At 39.3% G+C, this 17681-nt stretch carries 15 protein-coding genes and 2 pseudogenes; 12 read left to right on the top strand and 5 right to left on the bottom strand.

Translation table 11 applies throughout. The features are described from left to right. Positions 1-559 precede the first annotated feature (559 nt). Together AACW06_RS11690 and AACW06_RS11685 are read left to right on the top strand one after the other, a co-directional pair. Positions 560-3424, top strand: a complete 2865-nt coding sequence (locus AACW06_RS11690; RefSeq protein ID WP_192075180.1) for a C25 family cysteine peptidase — start codon at positions 560-562, stop codon at positions 3422-3424. A gap of 336 nt (positions 3425-3760) precedes the next feature. Beyond that, positions 3761-4199 (top strand): annotated as a pseudogene (locus tag AACW06_RS11685) (transposase); the annotation flags it as partial. A gap of 115 nt (positions 4200-4314) precedes the next feature. On the opposite strand, the gene AACW06_RS11680 reads toward AACW06_RS11685, so the two are convergent. After that, entirely contained in the window at positions 4315-5076 is a 762-nt protein-coding gene (locus tag AACW06_RS11680) for a DeoR/GlpR family DNA-binding transcription regulator (RefSeq protein ID WP_192075179.1), read from the bottom strand. Positions 5077-5370: 294 nt separating this feature from the next. Between AACW06_RS11680 and AACW06_RS11675 the strand changes: the two genes are divergently transcribed. The 7 genes from AACW06_RS11675 (at position 5371) to otnI (ending at position 11910) form a co-directional block, all read left to right on the top strand. Continuing rightward, positions 5371-6342 (top strand): TRAP transporter substrate-binding protein, encoded by a 972-nt coding sequence (locus AACW06_RS11675; protein WP_192075178.1) that lies wholly within the window; start codon positions 5371-5373, stop codon positions 6340-6342. Positions 6343-6397: 55 nt separating this feature from the next. Then, complete coding sequence (locus AACW06_RS11670; RefSeq protein ID WP_192075177.1) at positions 6398-6880, top strand: TRAP transporter small permease; 483 nt, start codon at positions 6398-6400, stop codon at positions 6878-6880. Beyond that, positions 6880-8151, top strand: coding sequence for a TRAP transporter large permease (locus AACW06_RS11665; protein ID WP_192075176.1), 1272 nt, complete (start codon positions 6880-6882; stop codon positions 8149-8151). Before AACW06_RS11670 ends, AACW06_RS11665 begins: the two co-directional genes overlap by 1 nt. A 13-nt stretch (positions 8152-8164) precedes the next feature. Continuing rightward, positions 8165-9133, top strand: coding sequence for a D-erythronate dehydrogenase (gene denD / locus AACW06_RS11660; RefSeq protein ID WP_192075175.1), 969 nt, complete (start codon positions 8165-8167; stop codon positions 9131-9133). A gap of 110 nt (positions 9134-9243) precedes the next feature. Continuing rightward, positions 9244-10503 (top strand): 3-oxo-tetronate kinase, encoded by a 1260-nt coding sequence (gene otnK / locus AACW06_RS11655; RefSeq protein WP_192075174.1) that lies wholly within the window; start codon positions 9244-9246, stop codon positions 10501-10503. Continuing rightward, positions 10496-11128 (top strand): 3-oxo-tetronate 4-phosphate decarboxylase, encoded by a 633-nt coding sequence (gene otnC, locus AACW06_RS11650; protein ID WP_192075173.1) that lies wholly within the window; start codon positions 10496-10498, stop codon positions 11126-11128. The genes otnK and otnC overlap by 8 nt, the downstream gene beginning before the upstream one ends. After that, on the top strand, positions 11128-11910 hold the full coding sequence (otnI, locus tag AACW06_RS11645) for a 2-oxo-tetronate isomerase (RefSeq protein ID WP_192075172.1): 783 nt from the start codon (positions 11128-11130) through the stop codon (positions 11908-11910). The genes otnC and otnI overlap by 1 nt, the downstream gene beginning before the upstream one ends. A gap of 165 nt (positions 11911-12075) precedes the next feature. Here otnI and AACW06_RS11640 read toward each other — a convergent pair whose 3' ends face one another. After that, a complete protein-coding gene (locus AACW06_RS11640; protein WP_192075171.1) occupies positions 12076-12753 on the bottom strand; it encodes a TetR/AcrR family transcriptional regulator in 678 nt (225 codons plus the stop codon). Between the two features lie 151 nt (positions 12754-12904). Here AACW06_RS11640 and AACW06_RS11635 point away from each other — a divergent pair, with 151 nt between their 5' ends. The 3 genes from AACW06_RS11635 to AACW06_RS11625 all read left to right on the top strand — a co-directional run bounded on the left by AACW06_RS11635 (position 12905) and on the right by AACW06_RS11625 (position 15496). Next, positions 12905-14128: a Tm-1-like ATP-binding domain-containing protein gene (locus AACW06_RS11635; RefSeq protein ID WP_192075170.1), complete on the top strand. Its 1224-nt coding sequence runs from the start codon at positions 12905-12907 to the stop codon at positions 14126-14128. A 12-nt stretch (positions 14129-14140) separates the two neighbouring features. Next, positions 14141-14974, top strand: a complete 834-nt coding sequence (locus AACW06_RS11630) for a phosphoenolpyruvate hydrolase family protein (RefSeq protein WP_192075169.1) — start codon at positions 14141-14143, stop codon at positions 14972-14974. Positions 14975-15037: 63 nt separating this feature from the next. After that, a complete protein-coding gene (locus tag AACW06_RS11625; protein ID WP_192075168.1) occupies positions 15038-15496 on the top strand; it encodes a DUF1097 domain-containing protein in 459 nt (152 codons plus the stop codon). A gap of 146 nt (positions 15497-15642) precedes the next feature. Here the strand turns inward: AACW06_RS11625 and modA are convergent, their stop codons facing one another. The 3 genes and pseudogenes from modA to AACW06_RS11610 all read right to left on the bottom strand — a co-directional run. Continuing rightward, complete coding sequence (gene modA / locus AACW06_RS11620) at positions 15643-16434, bottom strand: molybdate ABC transporter substrate-binding protein (protein ID WP_192075167.1); 792 nt, start codon at positions 16432-16434, stop codon at positions 15643-15645. Positions 16435-16448: 14 nt separating this feature from the next. Beyond that, positions 16449-17360 carry a ModD protein gene (modD, locus tag AACW06_RS11615; RefSeq protein WP_337923409.1) on the bottom strand — a complete coding sequence of 304 codons (912 nt, stop codon included), beginning with the start codon at positions 17358-17360 and terminating at the stop codon, positions 16449-16451. A 133-nt stretch (positions 17361-17493) separates the two neighbouring features. Continuing rightward, positions 17494-17681, bottom strand: a pseudogene (locus AACW06_RS11610) (IS630 family transposase); the annotation flags it as partial.

Here is a 17681-nt window from a genome sequence, read left to right as displayed (position 1 = left end):
ATTATTTGAATTCTGGTCTATTAAACAGCAGGCGAAAATAAAAAATGTTATTAAAATACAGGTAATTGTTAATGGTATATTGCCACGATTTCAATAAAGCCTTATATTATCAATTGCTTTATAAATAAAAAGTTAAAATATGGTGGGATATACCCTTCCTACTTGAAGTTGTTTGGGTATATTGCAACTAGTTTACGAGGTAAATATAAAATTAACTTTGGCTATTTTTCAATGTTATAGTTTGAAAGCATCATCTCCTGAATAAATATCACAAAAAAATACATTGACAGTTATTATATATCTAGCTGGCTTTACATGTGTTTAATTATACTTTACCGTCATTTCATACTTACTTCTATCTGGGGTTTATTTTTCTTTCTATCAACAATTTATATTAATGATGAATTGATAAATAGTAAGTTTACATTCTAAATTTTTGACATGAACGCTATTAATAAGAACTTTATCAACAAGTTCTTATTAATGGCATAACATCAATACGCTATTAATACATTCCTATTAAAAACAATTATAATTTTTATAATAATATGGAGATATTATGAAATTAAATCAAGCTAGGCTTCTACTAACCCTCGCGATCCTTTCACCTTCGGTTTTGGCTGCTACTCATACGCTAGAGCATACAGATGCATCGGTATTTGATAAGCAAGTCATTCAATTTGCCCCACCAGTGGATACTCGCTCGAGCGAAAACGATGGAGAAACGAGCAACTACATTTCAATGCTTGAGAAACAAGGCCACAGCGCCGTATTTGAAGCGAAGTTAACCGAACTAACATTGGCAAAGGTCAAAATGGCCGATGGCAATATTTATAATCGAATCATGTTGCCTGATGGCACAGCTCTCAACGAGCCGGGGAAGCCGAATTTAACGGGCTATCGACAACTGGTTCGTATTCCAGATGGTGCAGAGCTGGAATTAGTGGTTGATAATGTAGAGTGGTCAAAAACCTATACCGATATGGTGGTTGATCCCGTACAGCTACCATTTCCTGACGTAGTTGAAGAAGATGGCAATCGTCCCGATCAACATATGCCATTTGTAAAAGATGATGCAGCCTATAACGCTTTAATAGAGAGTGAGACGCCACTGGTTTCTGTCGTTGAAACAGTCCGCGTTCGTGGTAAAAGTTACGCCGTGATTTCATATCGTCCTATAGATTTTAATTCAATAGAAGGAACGGTACGTTTCGCACAAAAAGTACGTTTTAACGTTAATTATATTTTGTCTGATGCATCAGAGCCAAAGCGTGAAGATAAACTTGAATTTGATGCGAAAACAAAAGCGGTAATTGACTTACGTGATGAACAACTTGAACCAAAGCAAAAAATGGATAACATGCCATCACAAGGAAATAAGGCTGATCTGACTCCTGCTCAAAAGGCTGATTACTTGATCATTACTGCAGATCGATTTCAACAAACGATCGAACCACTTGCGGCGTGGAAGCGTAAGAAGGGTTATCAAGTGCACGTCGCGACAGTTACAGAGGTCGGTAGCACTCAGGCACAGATAAAGGCTTATATTAAAGATGCCTATAGCAAGGGTACTATGACCTCATATGTACTTTTGGTAGGTGATCATGAAGATATCCCAGGTTATGAAATTGTCGGTCACCCTTACCACGGTGAAGATCACCGCTGGCATACCGATTACGAATACACACTTGTTGACGGTGATGATGAATACGCCGATGTAGTGATAGGACGTTTGCCGGGGGATACTGAAGCTCAAATTACCACTATGGTTAACCGTAGCTTAAATTACGAACAAAATCCGACAGATTCAGATCGTTACAAACATGTCCTTCTTGCCGGACAATATCAAGACAGTAACGCCAATCAGGTTGCCGATCGTATGTTTATGGAAGATTTGCACCGCGCTGCTGATTTCTTAGGTCCTGATTACGACTTTTTCTCTGGTCTAGGTGACAAGTTCAATAAAGGTTATAGTGTCCATACTGCGTTGCAATGGGATGCTGACTTAACCAAAGATCTTAAATATGGTGGCTGGAACTACGGCAGTGCCCGTGTGACCCCTCCAAGTTCAGTACCACAAGTGTGGAAAGATCAAGGTAGTGGCGATCGAGTTCAGATTACTGATGCGATTAACCAAGGTGTAGGCTTTATCATGCACCGTGACCACGGTTATGCCAGTGGCTCAGGTTGGGCTGATCCGCATTACACCACAACAGAAGTGAATGCATTAGCCAATGGCGATATGGTTCCGTTTGTATTTAGCTTGAACTGTGCTACAGGTTGGTTTGACGGAAAAGATTCATTTGCTGAGTCTTGGATGCGCAATGCCAATGGTGGTGCTGTTGGGTTTACAGGCGCAGTAAGAGTAAGCTACTCCGGGTATAACGATCTGATGCATGCCGCTATTTTAGACAGTCTTTGGGATGACTATGACGGTGCATGGTCTAGCACTGTTTATCCTGTATCTTGGCGTCCAGCAATGGCATTGAACCGCGCCAAAGATCGTTTATTTAACCATTATAGTACTCAAAATAGCCACGCAATCTTAACCGCGCGTCTCTTTAGCTGGTTTGGTGATCCGGAACTTGAACTAAGAACAGAAAGACCAAACGAATTAACCGTGACTTATCCAGCACAGTTAACCAAAGGTTCACAAGCCAAGTTTGATGTTGTTGTTAATGAGGGAGAGCAACGTTTAGCAAAAGCACGGGTTGCGTTGGTTTCTGCATCTGGTGAAGCTCATGTTGTAACAACCGATCAAAATGGTGTGGCGCAATTTGATGTAACTGTTGAAGGAAATATGAGCCTAACGGTTACCGAGCACAATGCCAAAGCGTATCAAGGTCAAATACAAGTTGAGGACGATGTGCCACAGGTACGAGTAGTAGAAAATATCACCGCAGAAGCTTCTCAATGGGTAGCGTTGGATGGTACTCAGTCTATTGTGCCAAAAGAAAACCAAGCAACTTATTTGTGGCAACAAGTTGCAGGGCCAAAAGTCCGTATCGATTATGCTGATAGTCGTTTTGCTTATGCGATCATGCCTAATTACAGCTCTGTACTGAAATTTAAGCTAACCATTACCGACCAAGCAGGGGTTTCTGACTCAGCAATCCAGACGATAACAGTAAAAGGCGTAGAAGAAAGCAACAAAGCGCCTATTGCCGTTGTTAAAGATACGATAAGTGGAACCAATCAATGGACCGCGTTAGATGGTACTCAATCATCGGATCCTGACGGCAAAATAGTCAGCTACCATTGGAGCCAAGTTAGTGGACCAGAAACAGAGATTGCCTATCCAGATAGCAAATATGCATACACCTTTACACCTAGTGCAGAAAACACACTGATATTTAAGCTAACGGTAACCGATAACGAGGGTAAAACGTCTTCATCGATTGCTAAAGTTATGGTGAAAAATTAGTCGATTAAACTCTACCGCCGAGTGCATTAATTAAAGGTGCTTGACGGTAAAGGATTTCGATAAGCATAGTTATATATTTGATTACCACCGAACCTCAGCTAGTTTAAGAAGAGGCTGAGGTATCGGTGCTATTTGAATGTTTCTGAGACATTCCGCCGCCCGATATCTCCCAGGGCAAAGAACACAACTAGGTTGATAATCCGCCTCGGGTGATGGACCTCATCGGCAGAGGTATTGCCTTTGGCCGGAATCACGATATCGGCGTCCGAGAAGCAGTCCTCAATCATTTGAAACACCGCATTGGTATCATACATCTTATCTGCGGTGACATGGGTGACAGGTAGCCGTACTCGAGTGAATCTAATCGGTGCTCTGTCATTGAAAAACATCAGTGCAACGATCACAGATATTTATGAAACGATAGATAGCAAGAGCATTGTTCGCTTCTTTTGGAAACTCAAGAAAGAGCATTATCCACTATAGCAACCCGTGCATATTGTGCTTGATGGTGTGGCTTATCATCGGTCTGAAATGGTGGGGAATGCGGCAAAAATACTCAATATAGATACCCCCATTCAGTCCAAACTTAAATCCAATAGTGCGGCTTTGGAAAGTCATGAATGAGCATGTTAGGAACAATATTTATTTCCCCTCCAAAGCAGCATTCACCTCTGCTATCACAAAATTTTTCGATGTGACGTTACCAGAAGTTACAGGCTCACTAGTATCCAGAATTACGGATAATTTTCAGATTTTGAAACCTGTATCTTCAAGTTGTTTGGGTGTATACACAAACAACATGAATAAAAATGGAAATTACGGATGTTTGGTTGAGGTGGAACACTCGCGATTAGTATTTTTGTGAGCGAGTGTATTAATCTGTGGGTAGTTTAATTCGTTATAATCACATCAACACCTTGTTGTGCAAGTTCTTCTACGCAAGACAAAGGAAAGTGGCTATCAGTGATAATTTGGTCAAAGCATTTAATATCAGTAGCAAAGAAAGGTGCAATTTTACCAAATTTTGATGAATCACTTACCAAGTAATTTTTCTTGGATGATTTTGTAATAGATTGCTTCACAACAACTTTGTCTTCATTTGGTGTTGAGATTCCTCTGATATCCCACGATGAAGTAGAGATAAATGCCTGATCGATATTGAAATCGGCTAAAAACTTGGCTGTTTTTTCACCAACGGATGACCGATTGAGTCTATCTAGCTTACCTCCTGTGTGAAATAGTTGGCATGTAGAGTGCTCTATCATAAAAGCAGTAATTACGAAGTCATTGGTAATTACTAATAAATCGTCTCTATGAGCGATTTTGTGTGCAATTTCAAGTGTTGTGGTTCCAGCATCAAGGTAGACAGTGGCGTTATCTGAGATCAATTCAGCAGCATATCGCGCGATATTTAGCTTTTCTGTTCGATGTTGGTTACTTTTTATATCATGTGAAGGTTCACTGCGTATGGGTTCTATGAGCGTAACACCTCCAGATACAGATATGATGCTTCTTAATTTTTCTAACTTTGCAATATCTCTTCTAATCGTCATATGAGATACATTAAGTTCTGTCACAAGTTCGCTAATGCTAACGACTTTCTTTTTTTGTAAAGAAGAAAGTATCCGCTGTTGTCGTTCAATTGGAATCATATTATTTACTGTTTTTTATTAAAAGAAGTACATTTTAACATACAAGGTTCATATCTGTGAATAATTGTTAAGCTTAATAAGCATTGTCTTGCCTATTATGAAGCTTTGTTACGGAAGACTCACTTTAGTGAGCGATCATGAGCACAGTTTAGTGAAAAAATGTTACGCGTGTGAATTTTTGTGATGACTTACACAGCCTTGATGTCCATACAAGAATAGTATGAAGAGAGAGAGGTGGTTAACTCTTCACGTGAGATCGACGAAATATTGTTTACACTGAAAAGGATTATTCTTATGTCTAACAAAGCTCTACTATCCATAGCGATTGCTGCTGGGTTGATGTTTTCAGGTACCATTGCCGCTAAAACAATGACAATGGGTTTTACATTGTCAAAAAATTCACATTATGGTCAAGGTGCTGATGCTTTTGCTCAGGAAATTGAGAAACTCAGCGGTGGAAAATATGAGATTAATATAAAACCTTCCGGAGTTCTTGGCGGAGAACGGGATGTGGTTGAAGGGCTTCAATTTGGTACCATTGATTTAACTATCAGTTCAACAGGCCCGATAGGGAACTTTGTACCAGAGGTATATGCTTTGGATTTTCCTTTCCTTTTTAAGAGTTATGAACATGCCCACAAAATACTTGACGGAGAAATTGGAAAAGATCTGTTGGCTAAATTTGAGCCTAAGGGATTAATAGGTTTGGCATGGAGTGAAAATGGTTTTCGTCATCTAACAAATAGTAAACGGATAGTTCGTAATCCAGAAGACATGAAAGGATTAAAACTCAGAACGATGGAAAATGAAGTACATATGTCTGCTTTTAAAGATTTGGGTGCAGCACCAACACCAATGTCTTTTACGGAATTATTCACAGCGCTCCAGCAAAAAACGGTTGATGGTCAGGAAAATCCTATTCCAGTGATTACGACGTCAAAGTTTTATGAAGTTCAGAAAAATGTAACATTGACAGGTCATGTATATTCTCCTGCAGCCATTATTATGTCCAAAATTACATGGGATAGTTTAAATTCTGAGGAACAGATGTGGTTTAGACAGGCTGCTAAAGTGTCCACACTTGCAACTCGTAATGCCGTTGCCAAAATGGAACGAGATGGTGTTGAGTTGCTGAAGAAAGAAGGTGTTACCATTGTTGAAAATATAGATAAGGAGAGCTTCGCTAAAGCAGTATCTAAGACTTATGATAAATACGCACCTAAATATGGTGAAGACCTAATAATGAAAATACGAAATACTAAATGATTAATATAAAGAAGACCATTAAATTAATGGTCTTTTAACTAATGGTCTCTAGTGAATGTTTAAAAAAATAGACTCGAATTTATATGATGTATTATTGTCAATAACAGCATTTTTGTTGCTGATTGCCGTGCTACTAACTTTTTATCAAGTTGTAACTAGATTTGTTTTTGATTCACCAACTCCATGGTCTGAAATATTAGCAAGAGGTGTAATTATTTGGGCCGTATTTTTAGGGTTGCCTTGTGTTGTTAGATATGGAGAGTTAATTTCTATAGATATAATATATAAACTATTTAATGCCCATCATTATTTAATTAAAGTTATGATTCAAATATTGAATTTAATTGTTTTTGTCATAATATTCAAATACGGTATTGAAGTCACATTTAGGGTTGTTCATCAAACTGTGCCATTGCTGGATTTTTCTATGTCTTGGTTATATGCCTCAATCCCTGTAGGAACCGGCCTCAGTATTTTTACAACGTTGTTGAGGTTAATTGATATTCGGGAATTAAATAAACATGAGGAAGTTTTATAATGAATGCACTTTTAGCTTCATTACTTATCCCGTTTTTTCTTTTAGGTGTCCCGATTGCGATAAGTATTATTCTTGTTTCTATTATTACACTTTATTTTTTTACATCAATTCCACTTATTGCTCTTCCACAAAGGATGTTTGTTGGTTTAGACAGTTTTCCTTTGATGGCGATACCATTTTTTATTCTTGCTGGAAATATAATGTCATCTGGTGGGATATCAAAAAATCTTGTTGATTTTGCTCGTTCAATTGTCGGTCGATTTCAGGGGGGCTTAGCGGCAACTTGCGTGTTAACTTGCCTGTTGTTTGCCGCGGTATCTGGTTCGAGTATAGCGACAACATTTGCAATTGGCTCCATTCTGATTCCATCCATGGTAAAACAAGGCTATCCAAAATCAATGGCTGCGGCGATTCAAGCTTCTTCAGCTGAGCTGGGAGTTCTTATCCCACCATCTATTCCTCTGATTTTATATGGTGTTAGTACTGACACATCTATTGGTTCGTTATTCCTTGCTACTTTGCTTCCTGGTGGGCTCATTGCTTTGTGTTTAATCGTGTGTGTTTTAGTGATGGCTAGAGTTAAAGGTATCGGTAAACGAGATGCTGAAGGTTGTCCTAATGTGACTATTGCTTTTAAGAGTGCAATCAGTGCACTTATTATGCCAATTATTGTTTTGGGTGGAATATATGGAGGTATATTTACCCCAACTGAAGCTTCAGCTGTGGCCGTTATTTATTCATTGTTATTGACTATATTTAATGGCACTTTTCAACTTGGTGATTTTTTCAATATTTTAAAGAAGACTGCAAAATCAACGACTATTGTTATGCTAGTTATTTCGGCTGCATCACTATTTAGTTTTCTCATTTCATTGTCTGGGATGACTGAGGAATTGGTAGGGATAATATCAAATAATATTGATTCAAAATTAAGTTTTTTTATTGCAATTAATTTGTTTTTATTTGTTGTTGGAATGTTTGTTGAAACAGCTGCTGCAATATTAATATTGGCACCAATATTAGCGCCACTGGCTTCTTTTTATGGTATAGATGCGATTCATTTCGGTATTATTATGGTCGTTAATCTAGCTTTAGGTATGTTTACACCTCCTTTAGGTGTAAATCTTTTTGCTGCTAGTCAAGTGGCAGAATTACCAGTAGAGAAAATGCTAAAGCCTCTTGTCCCTTTAGTTTCTACCGTAATTGTTTGTTTGTGTATTATTACTTGGTTCCCTAGTTTATCGCTGTGGTTGCCACAACTTTTGAAATAGAAGGATGATATAAATGAATATTTTGATTACTGGCGGTGCTGGATTTATCGCCAATAAATTAATTAGAAAATTAGTAGCCTTAAAAAGTGTGTGTGTTAATGGTAAGGAAAAAGAGATTAATGAAATCCATGCAATTGACTTATTTTCTCCTCAGAAAACGGTTGATGGCGTGATCTATTATCAAGTCTCACTTAATGATGAGAAATTAATATCAGATTTGGTTTCTAAAATAAAACCTGATGTTGTTGTTCATCTTGCTGCGGTAGTCAGTTCAGCAGCGGAACAAGATTTTGACCTTGGTATGCGAGTAAACATAGATGGCACAAGGATTTTATTAGAAGCCTGTAGAGAGCTAGACAGCACACCTAGGTTTATTTTTTCTAGTTCAGTTGCTGTATTTAGCGGTGTAAGTTGCATTCTTGATTCTACCACAGCAGTACCTACGTCAACATATGGAATGACTAAAATAGTTGGTGAATACTTGGTTAATGAATATAGCCGTAAACGCTATATTAGTGGTATTGCCGTTCGATTACCTACAATTACGGTTAGGCCAGGAAAACCCAACAAAGCTGCATCATCATTTGTAAGTTCTATCATTCGTGAGCCTCTAAATGGTGAACAAACTACTTGCCCTGTTTCTCCAGATCTTTCTGTATGGATTTCTTCGCCTAAGGTTATCGTTGATAATTTGATTTACGCTATATCTATTGAAGAGGAACGTATTTCAACAACGATCAACCTTCCCGGTCTTTCTGTCACTGTTGCTGATATGGTTAGTGCTATGGAAAATTTCGGTGGAAATGCGGATTTAATTTGCTGGGAAGAGGATGAGGGAATTAATCGTATTGTATCTGATTGGCCGAATAAAATGATTACGTCAAATGCACTGGATCTTGGCTTTAAATCAGACACCGCAATCTCGGCGATTATTGCCTCATATATTGAAGATGAAAATATTCAAGTATCCATGAAAAAATAAATACAGTTGATTTTAGATATGTTGGATTGTGTTGAGAAGTATCGTCAGTCGGCCTCTTCATAATTGTAACTTAAGCTGACCAATCAATCCTATTGAAAAGGTGATAAATTATGTTATTAGGTGTTATCGCAGACGATTTCACAGGAGCGACTGATATTGCTGGTTTCCTTGTTGAAAATGGCATGAAAACTATCCAGCTTACTGATGTGCCAGCTCAAGGCTTTCATGTAAATGCAGATGCGGTGGTTATTAGCTTAAAGTCTCGTTCTTGCCCTGCATTGGAAGCTGTTGAGTCTTCTTTGACCGCTTTAGCTTGGTTAATTGAACAAGGTTGTCAGCAATTTTATTTTAAATATTGCTCTACATTTGATAGCTGTGAGCAAGGGAATATCGGTCCTGTCACGGATGCGCTCTTAGATGCTTTAGGCAGTAACTTTACTATTGTTTGCCCAGCTCTACCTATAAATGGTCGTACAGTGTTTAATGGATTTTTATTTGTGCTCGGTGAGCCACTTAATGAATCAGGGATGCGCAATCATCCAGTAACACCAATGACTGATTTTAGTGTCGTTCGTTTGATGGATAAACAGTCTAGAGGGGAGGTTGGTCTGGTTACTTACCAAGATATTGACCAAGGAGTAAACAATGTTAAGCAATGCTTTGATGAGCTTTCTCGACAGGGTAAGCGATATGCAGTTGTGGATGCAATTAATGGTGATCACCTTGATGTGATTGGGAGGGCGGCTAAAGATTTGAAACTTGTCACTGGTGGGTCAGGACTCGCAACTGGTATTGCTAGAAACTGGGCAACTAATTTAACTGATCAGTCTGATTCTATGCAAGCGGGTATGCCTACAGTAGGTAAATCCGTTATTTTTTCAGGCTCATGCTCTGTGATGACTAATAGACAAGTAGAATACTATAAGAATAGAGCGGCATCTCTTTCTGTGGATGTCCAATCCTGTATAGAAAACCCTAACTATAGTAATGAAGTATATCAGTGGGTTGACGGTCATTTAGACGATGTATGGGCTCCGCTGATTTATGCAACAACGACGGTTGAAGAATTAACCATTATTCAATGTAAATATGGCGCTGATATTGCGAGTCAAGCAGTCGAAAGGTTTTTTAGTCAACTCGCTCCTATGCTGCAATTCCGAGGCGTAACGAATTACATTGTTGCTGGTGGTGAAACCTCAGGAGTCGTAGTAAAAAGCTTGAACGTTAAGGGTTTCTATGTCGGACCGCAAATTTCGCCCGGAGTACCTTGGGTTAGGTCAGTGGATCAACCATTATCGTTAGCCTTAAAATCAGGGAATTTTGGCAATGATAATTTTTTTGTAACAGCTCAGGAGTTTTATCATGACTGATCAGCAATACCGACAACAAATGGTTGCGTTAGCTCGTTCTCTATTTCAACGAGGTTACGCAACAGGTGGTGGAGGAAATTTATCGTTGAAATTGTCAGATGGGACCTTTTTAGCCACTCCTACAGGTTCTTCCTTTGGGCGCTTGGAGGCTGATCGTTTGTCCGTAGTAGATATTGATGGTGTACATTTGTCAGGTGATCAACCATCTAAGGAAGTCTCATTTCATTTGGCTTTATATCGCAATAACCCTCAATGCAACGCTGTTGTTCATTTGCATTCGACCTACTTGACGGCTTTATCATGTCTTGATGGTATCGCATCAGACAATGCTATTGCTCCTTTTACTCCCTATTATGTCATGAGAGTAGGGACGCTTCCTGTGATTCCTTATTATAGACCTGGTGATCCGCGTATTGCTGAAGAACTTGCACAGCGAGCAGCCAAGAACAATGCGTTCTTATTAGCGAACCATGGTTCGGTTATCACTGGAAAAAGTTTGTTCGAAGCAGTAGATAACGCTGAAGAACTAGAAGAAACAGCAAAGTTGGTTATGCTACTTAAGGATAAACCCGTTCGCTATTTAACTAATCAAGAAATAAAAGACTTAGGAGGTCGTAGAGTATAATGGCCAAATTTGCAGCAAATCTCACCATGTTATTTACGGAAGTGCCTTTCATCGAGCGTTTTGCCCAAGCAAGCCAAGCAGGTTTTAAGGCTGTTGAGTATTTATTTCCTTATGACTATGATGCCAGTGAACTAGCTTCAAAATTGAATCAGTATGGTTTAGAGCAAGCGTTGTTCAATATGCCACCTGGAGATTGGGGGGCAGGTGAGCGTGGAATCGCCGCTTTACCAACGCGTGAGGAGGAGTTTCGTGATAATACAAGTACAGCATTGGAATATGCGTTGACCTTGCGATGTAAAAAAGTTCATGCAATGTCGGGTTTGGTAGACTCGCGTTATACTTATGAGGAACATTTGAATAGTTTTTTGGCGAACATACGTTTCGCTGCCGATCTATTTGCTGAACATGGTATTGATGTTTTAATAGAGCCACTCAATAACCGTGATGTCCCTAACTATTTTATTTCACATCAATGTGATGCTGTTGAGTTAGTAAAAATGATTGATCGTCCAAATGTTCATGTGCAATTAGATCTCTACCATGCACAGATAATGGATGGTAATTTAAGCACGCTGATTGAAGAAATAGCTCCTTATTTTAATCATGTGCAAATTGCGTCGGTTCCGGACAGACATGAGCCAAGCGAAGGTGAACTAAATTACACTCACTTGTTTAATGTGCTTGATAAAGTTGGTTACGACGGATGGATTGGATGTGAATACAATCCTCGAGGTTCGACACTTGAAGGGTTAGATTGGTTTACCAAGTATAATGAAAGCTAATTGTCCAATTACTTAATTAATGGCTAACCGAAATGAACACTAACTCTTTCATCTAGAGTTAGTGTTAAATGGCATAAATCCTTCTTTATTTACGCCTGTCGATATTAATAATACGAGTAAATCATTTCATTTTTATATTATTGTTTATCTAAAAATTTACTGTACTTAGTTACTCGTGGCATCTTCGTTTTTCACGTCTGTTTTTGCTTGATTGATTAGCGCTTTTGCCATCCACTGTGTAACGTTATCTATACCATCGTATTCGAGACCCCAAATGTCTTTTAAGACCATAAATATCTCTGAACCATACACCAGAGAGAGAGCATATTGTAAACGTTGATAGTCTTCTTCTGGTAGTACGTCTAATAATGGTTCCGTTGCTAAAGCAAGCAGTTTTTTCCTGTGGCCACGGATCAGTCGCTCGTCATTTGTTTGTTTGTTTGCTTTTTCTTCCGCCCATTGTTGTAAAGAAACTTGAAGTGTTGCTCGTAGTGCCCCTTCATGTTCGATCATTCTAGGGTAAGCAAAAGTTAATAACTCACTCATTCTTTTCTCTGCCGTTTTCTCTTTTGGTTGCCAAGATAAGATAGGGCCAAGGCTTTCATCGACAACGGCGGAAACCAAAGCACTTTGCGTTGGGAAATAACGATACGCTGTAGCTCTTGCTACACCAGCGGCATTGGCTAATTCAGTAATGGATGGAAACCACCCTTCTTCGAGCATGTTTAATGCCGTAGAGAGGAGGAGTTGTCGGGTTCGAGCTTTTACACCTGTTAATGGTTTATCAACGGAAGAATTACCTCCTTTGGAGATCTTGATCTCATTTTGATACTCCTGTCTCATATTTAATTGGAACTCCCGATTCAAATGACCTAAGTTAATATTAACGCGGTTATTTAGTAATCAATAATGACACCCGCCGCGATAGATTAAGTATACCGGATACAAAAATAAAACTATAGGTATGTCTATTTCATTGACGATAGAGGTTTTTATGCAGAAGAAAAATGAAAATATTTATATAGCAACGACTCTGGACACGAAAGGGACAGAAGTTGAGTTTATTAAAGCACTAATTCAATCAAAAGGTCTCCATCCAGTAACAGTTGATTTGTCTACAAAACCTATTAATGGTAACCGGAATGCTGATGTTAGTGCTTCGAGAGTTGCAAGTTACCACCCTGATGGTGCCGATGCCGTGTTTTGTGGGGATCGCGGAAAAGCGATCACTGCAATGTCTCTTGCTTTTGAAAAGTTCTTGTTATCTTGCGATGACATTGCAGCAATATTGGGGTTGGGAGGTTCGGGAGGGACAGCGTTAATTACGCCTGCGATGCAAGCGTTACCAATAGGGTTACCAAAGTTAATGGTTTCGACTATGGCTTCGGGAGATATTTCTGGTTACATAGGCTCAAGTGATATCTCAATGATGTATTCGGTAACTGATATTGCGGGGCTAAACTGTATATCTCGTCGAGTATTGGCCAATGCAGCTAATGCGATTGCAGGTCAGGTCTATTTCGATTCTGAAATTGAAAGTGGTGAAGGAGATAAGGCGCCTCTTGGTTTGTCGATGTTTGGTGTGACTACACCTTGTATTCAAGCGGTAACGGCTGCTTTAGAAAATGATTTTGATTGTCTTGTTTTTCATGCAACTGGTAGTGGTGGTAAGGCTATGGAAAAACTGGCAGACAACGGTTTATTAAATGGTCTGTTGGATCTTACCACAACAGAGGTCTGCGATTATCTTTTGGGAGGAGTATTAGCATGCTCTGAAGAAAGATTTGATGCTGTTGCTCGCTCTAAAGTGCCTTATGTTGGCTCTTGTGGGGCTTTAGATATGGTGAATTTTGGGCATATTGATACTGTACCCAAAGCGTACGCCAATCGTCTTTTTTATAAACATAATGCGCAAGTTACCTTAATGCGTACTACACCAGAAGAGTGTATGGAAATTGGTCGTTGGATTGGTAATAAGCTAAACCAATGTGATGGAGAGGTACGTTTCTTATGTCCAACTGGAGGCGTGTCTGCACTGGACGCTCCAGATCAGGCATTTTGGGATCCTAAAGCTAATAAAGCATTGTTTAAAGCACTTGAAGATACAGTGATTCAAACTGAAAAACGTCGCCTAATTAAAATACCTCATCATATTAACGATCCTCTCTTCGCCCAAGTGGCAGTGAAAGAGTTTTTGTCTATTTATCATCTCAGCTAATTGGAGAAAATTATGTCTATTCAAACTATTCGTCAAAATATTCTAGCGAAATTCCGTAAAATGATTGAACGTGGAGAGCCAATTATTGGTGGTGGTGCAGGTACTGGATTATCAGCAAAATGTGAAGAAGCGGGTGGGATCGACTTGATTGTTATTTATAATTCAGGTCGCTATAGAATGGCCGGACGCGGTTCTTTAGCAGGGTTGCTCGCTTATGGTAATGCAAATCAAATTGTAATGGATATGGCTAGTGAAGTTTTACCTGTTGTAAAGGAGACCCCTGTATTAGCTGGTGTAAACGGAACGGACCCCTTTTGTCAGTTTGATAAATTTTTAGATGACATCATTGCCACAGGCTTTTCAGGCGTTCAGAATTTTCCAACTGTGGGTTTAATTGATGGAAATTTTAGAGCGAATCTTGAAGAAACCGGAATGGGTTATGGTCTTGAAGTAGAGATGATCCACAAAGCGCATCAAAAAGGTCTGCTGACGACGCCATATGTGTTTAGCGTAGAAGATGCCGTGTCAATGACTCAAGCTGGAGCCGATATCATTGTACCTCATATGGGGCTAACCACTGGTGGGAATATTGGTGCTGACACTGCACTCACATTAAAAGATTGTGTGCCACTTATTAACGAATGGGCGAATGCAGCGAAGGCTGTTCGCGATGACGTGATTGTTTTGTGTCATGGTGGTCCAATATCTACTCCAGAAGATGCTCAATATATTTTAGACAACTGCCCTGAATGCCATGGGTTTTATGGTGCGAGTTCGATGGAGCGCTTGCCAACGGAAGTTGCATTAACGGCAACGACACGTGAATTCAAACAAATAAAGCGTTAATTAATAATCCCTCTGATAATAGGGGGATTTGAACAAACACCATACTCAATAAAGGATTGAAAAATGAAAATACTTATCGCAACAGGTGTTAGTGTCGGAATTTTAGCAGGGCTATGGACGAGTGGTAGTGCCTATTTTCAACTTGTCACTTTTGCAGGATTTTTGTCTTGGGCAAGTTTTTATGCTGCCGGTGGTGAGTTAAAAGGTCTAAAAGACTCACTATATACCAATACAAGTGGTGTTATATGGGGCTTTATTATTGGTACTATGATCGAATATTTATCTCCTATCCTAGGGGCTAACGCAGGCTTAGGCATTGCTGTGAGTATCGGTGCTACCGCTATGGTTTGGCAAGCACGATGGACAATGTTTGCCTTTATTCCAGGAACATTTATTGGTTGTTCAACTTATTTTGCCACCAATTTTGACTTAGTAGGTAGTTTGATAGGTTTAGTTTCTGGCGCGTTGTTGGGGTACGTATCTCAAAAAGGAGGATTGTTAGTCAGCTCTGAGAATAGTTAGATATTGTCGAGAAATGGCCTCCTGATAAAACAGAACGGTTCTAAAAGGAGGTCAGAATTATTTAAGCTTATAACGATTTTAAAGAAAATAGCAGAAGTTAAAGGTAGGCTCATTCATTGAGCAAGTTAAACTCCAACTTCGATTCTTTAAGGAGACAAAAAACCTAAGTTAGCCCATATTTTGAGACCTATGTCACTGTGGATAAATTCGACAAATTTGTGGGCTTCTGGATTATTACTTACCTGTGCCATAGTAAATTCAATAGGTTTGTGCGTCTCGGAAGGAAAGGTTGTTAGTACGTCTACTAAGCTATTATTGTAAGTATCCGTGTTGAAAACGATCCCTAATGCCGCTTCACCACGTTCAACTAAGAGTAATGCAGCGCGAACTGTTTTTGTTTGCACCGTTTTATGTTTTAGTTCATGCCAGACATTGAAGGATGTCAGTGACTGTTTGGCATAAATACCAACGGGAACCGAATTTGGTTCGCCAATGGCTAGTTTTCCACCATTGAGATGTTGTTCCCATGCAACCATGTTACTAACATCAAAATATCCGAGATTACTATTTGATGGGGCAATTAACACTAAATCATTTTTGGCTATTGTTTTAGCATCATTTTGATTGATTATTTTTTTATTAATCAGGTAATTCATCCACTTCCAGTTTGCGGAGATGTAGATATCAGCCGGAGCACCCAATTCGATTTGTCTCGCATTTGTCGAACTACTGGCATAGACAGGTTTGATAATGACATCATTGTGTTGTTGATAAACAACAATAAGCTCGTCTATCGCATCCTTCATTCCTGCACCCGCATAAATATAGATGGCTTCTTTTGCCTCAGCATTGAATGACCCACACAATAAAACGAAGCTTAGAATGATAGTTTGGATTTGCCCCATTGTGTATTGGTGTAAAGAAATGTTCTTTTTCAAAGGAATTGGCTCAATTATGCTTTATCAATGACGACTTTTATATCTTCTGGTCCTGCGTAATACGGGGCAGAAGTAATAAAAAGGTTAAGGCCAGTTTTGGCAAAATCGGATATGTTATCTCGATTCACGCCGCCAGCAAGGGACAAAATTGATGATTGGCCAGTCTGTGCAAGCATCGATTTGGCAAGTTCAACTTCTTGTAGCGAAAACTTATCAAGCTGAATAATATCTGGATTTAATGGTAGTATTTTTTGTAGATGATCTAAGTTATCAGCTTCAATAGTCACCCGGTTTTCAGGTAATTTTTGCCCAAGGCTCTCAAGTTGTTGCTCATTTTGGTAGGCATCAAGAAGTCGAGAGTGGTTGGCAAATACAAGCACTGTTTCACTGGCTCCTGCGCGATGGATATGCCCGTCACCAGCAATGACAGCGGCAGTCGCCAGCTTACGTGAGCCAGGAACACACTTTCGAGTACAAGCCACAATTGCATTAGGGTTAACGGCTCTTGCACGACTAACCATATCTGCCATATATTGAGCTACCCCACAACTCCACTCCATTATTACTTGAGTGACTTTCCAGCCTTGATGCAGTAACTCGGCACGACCAGTCACTTGAATGAGTAATGTTCCTGCTTCAACATCAACGCCGTCTTCTACGAAAACAGTAGGTTCTAAACCGAGTTTTTTTAATACTTGAGTTGCAACTGTAATACCCGCGATTCGCCCTGCATTTTTCCTTCTAAACGTCATTTTTGCTGGAACGTGACCAATTCCCATCATTCGGGTTGTTAAATCACCACGATAAACATCTTCAAGAAGAAATGCGTCTAATTCTGCATCGGAAAAGAAAATCATAATACTCATTACCGTTGATAAAAAACTAATAATAACCGCTAAATTTATAAACAATACGAAGCTAGACACGTTTTTGCTCTATCAAGTTTCGATAACTTAGTTTTCACTAGGTGTCCATTAGTGATTTCTTTCTGAAATCGAGTTTGAAGCGCAACCTAGCTGAAGCGGCTATATTTTTTACAGTGCAATGAGTTATACCCGTTCAACTTGAAGATGCAGGTTTCAAAATCTGAAAGTTATCCGTAATTCTGGATACGAGTGAACCTGCAACTTCTGGTAATGTTACATCGAAAAACTCTTTGATGGCTGAAGTAAATGCTTGCTTGGAGGGGAAGTAAATATTATTCAATACATGCTCATTCATCACTTTCCATAACCGCTCGATTGGAT

Source organism: Vibrio sp. S12_S33 (genome assembly GCF_963889785.1).
In the GTDB taxonomy this organism is placed as follows: domain Bacteria; phylum Pseudomonadota; class Gammaproteobacteria; order Enterobacterales; family Vibrionaceae; genus Vibrio; species Vibrio aestuarianus.
The sequence above is the reverse complement of the archived record's forward strand: the minus strand, read 5'-3'. Positions and strand labels throughout refer to the sequence as shown.

Coding starts and splice junctions, on each gene's coding strand:
- AACW06_RS11690 (WP_192075180.1), top strand. CDS start 560: ATGAAATTAAATCAAGCTAGGCTTCTACTAACCCTCGCGATCCTTTCA.
- AACW06_RS11680 (WP_192075179.1), bottom strand. CDS start 5,076: ATGATTCCAATTGAACGACAACAGCGGATACTTTCTTCTTTACAAAAA.
- AACW06_RS11675 (WP_192075178.1), top strand. CDS start 5,371: ATGTCTAACAAAGCTCTACTATCCATAGCGATTGCTGCTGGGTTGATG.
- AACW06_RS11670 (WP_192075177.1), top strand. CDS start 6,398: ATGTTTAAAAAAATAGACTCGAATTTATATGATGTATTATTGTCAATA.
- AACW06_RS11665 (WP_192075176.1), top strand. CDS start 6,880: ATGAATGCACTTTTAGCTTCATTACTTATCCCGTTTTTTCTTTTAGGT.
- denD (WP_192075175.1), top strand. CDS start 8,165: ATGAATATTTTGATTACTGGCGGTGCTGGATTTATCGCCAATAAATTA.
- otnK (WP_192075174.1), top strand. CDS start 9,244: ATGTTATTAGGTGTTATCGCAGACGATTTCACAGGAGCGACTGATATT.
- otnC (WP_192075173.1), top strand. CDS start 10,496: ATGACTGATCAGCAATACCGACAACAAATGGTTGCGTTAGCTCGTTCT.
- otnI (WP_192075172.1), top strand. CDS start 11,128: ATGGCCAAATTTGCAGCAAATCTCACCATGTTATTTACGGAAGTGCCT.
- AACW06_RS11640 (WP_192075171.1), bottom strand. CDS start 12,753: ATGAGACAGGAGTATCAAAATGAGATCAAGATCTCCAAAGGAGGTAAT.
- AACW06_RS11635 (WP_192075170.1), top strand. CDS start 12,905: ATGCAGAAGAAAAATGAAAATATTTATATAGCAACGACTCTGGACACG.
- AACW06_RS11630 (WP_192075169.1), top strand. CDS start 14,141: ATGTCTATTCAAACTATTCGTCAAAATATTCTAGCGAAATTCCGTAAA.
- AACW06_RS11625 (WP_192075168.1), top strand. CDS start 15,038: ATGAAAATACTTATCGCAACAGGTGTTAGTGTCGGAATTTTAGCAGGG.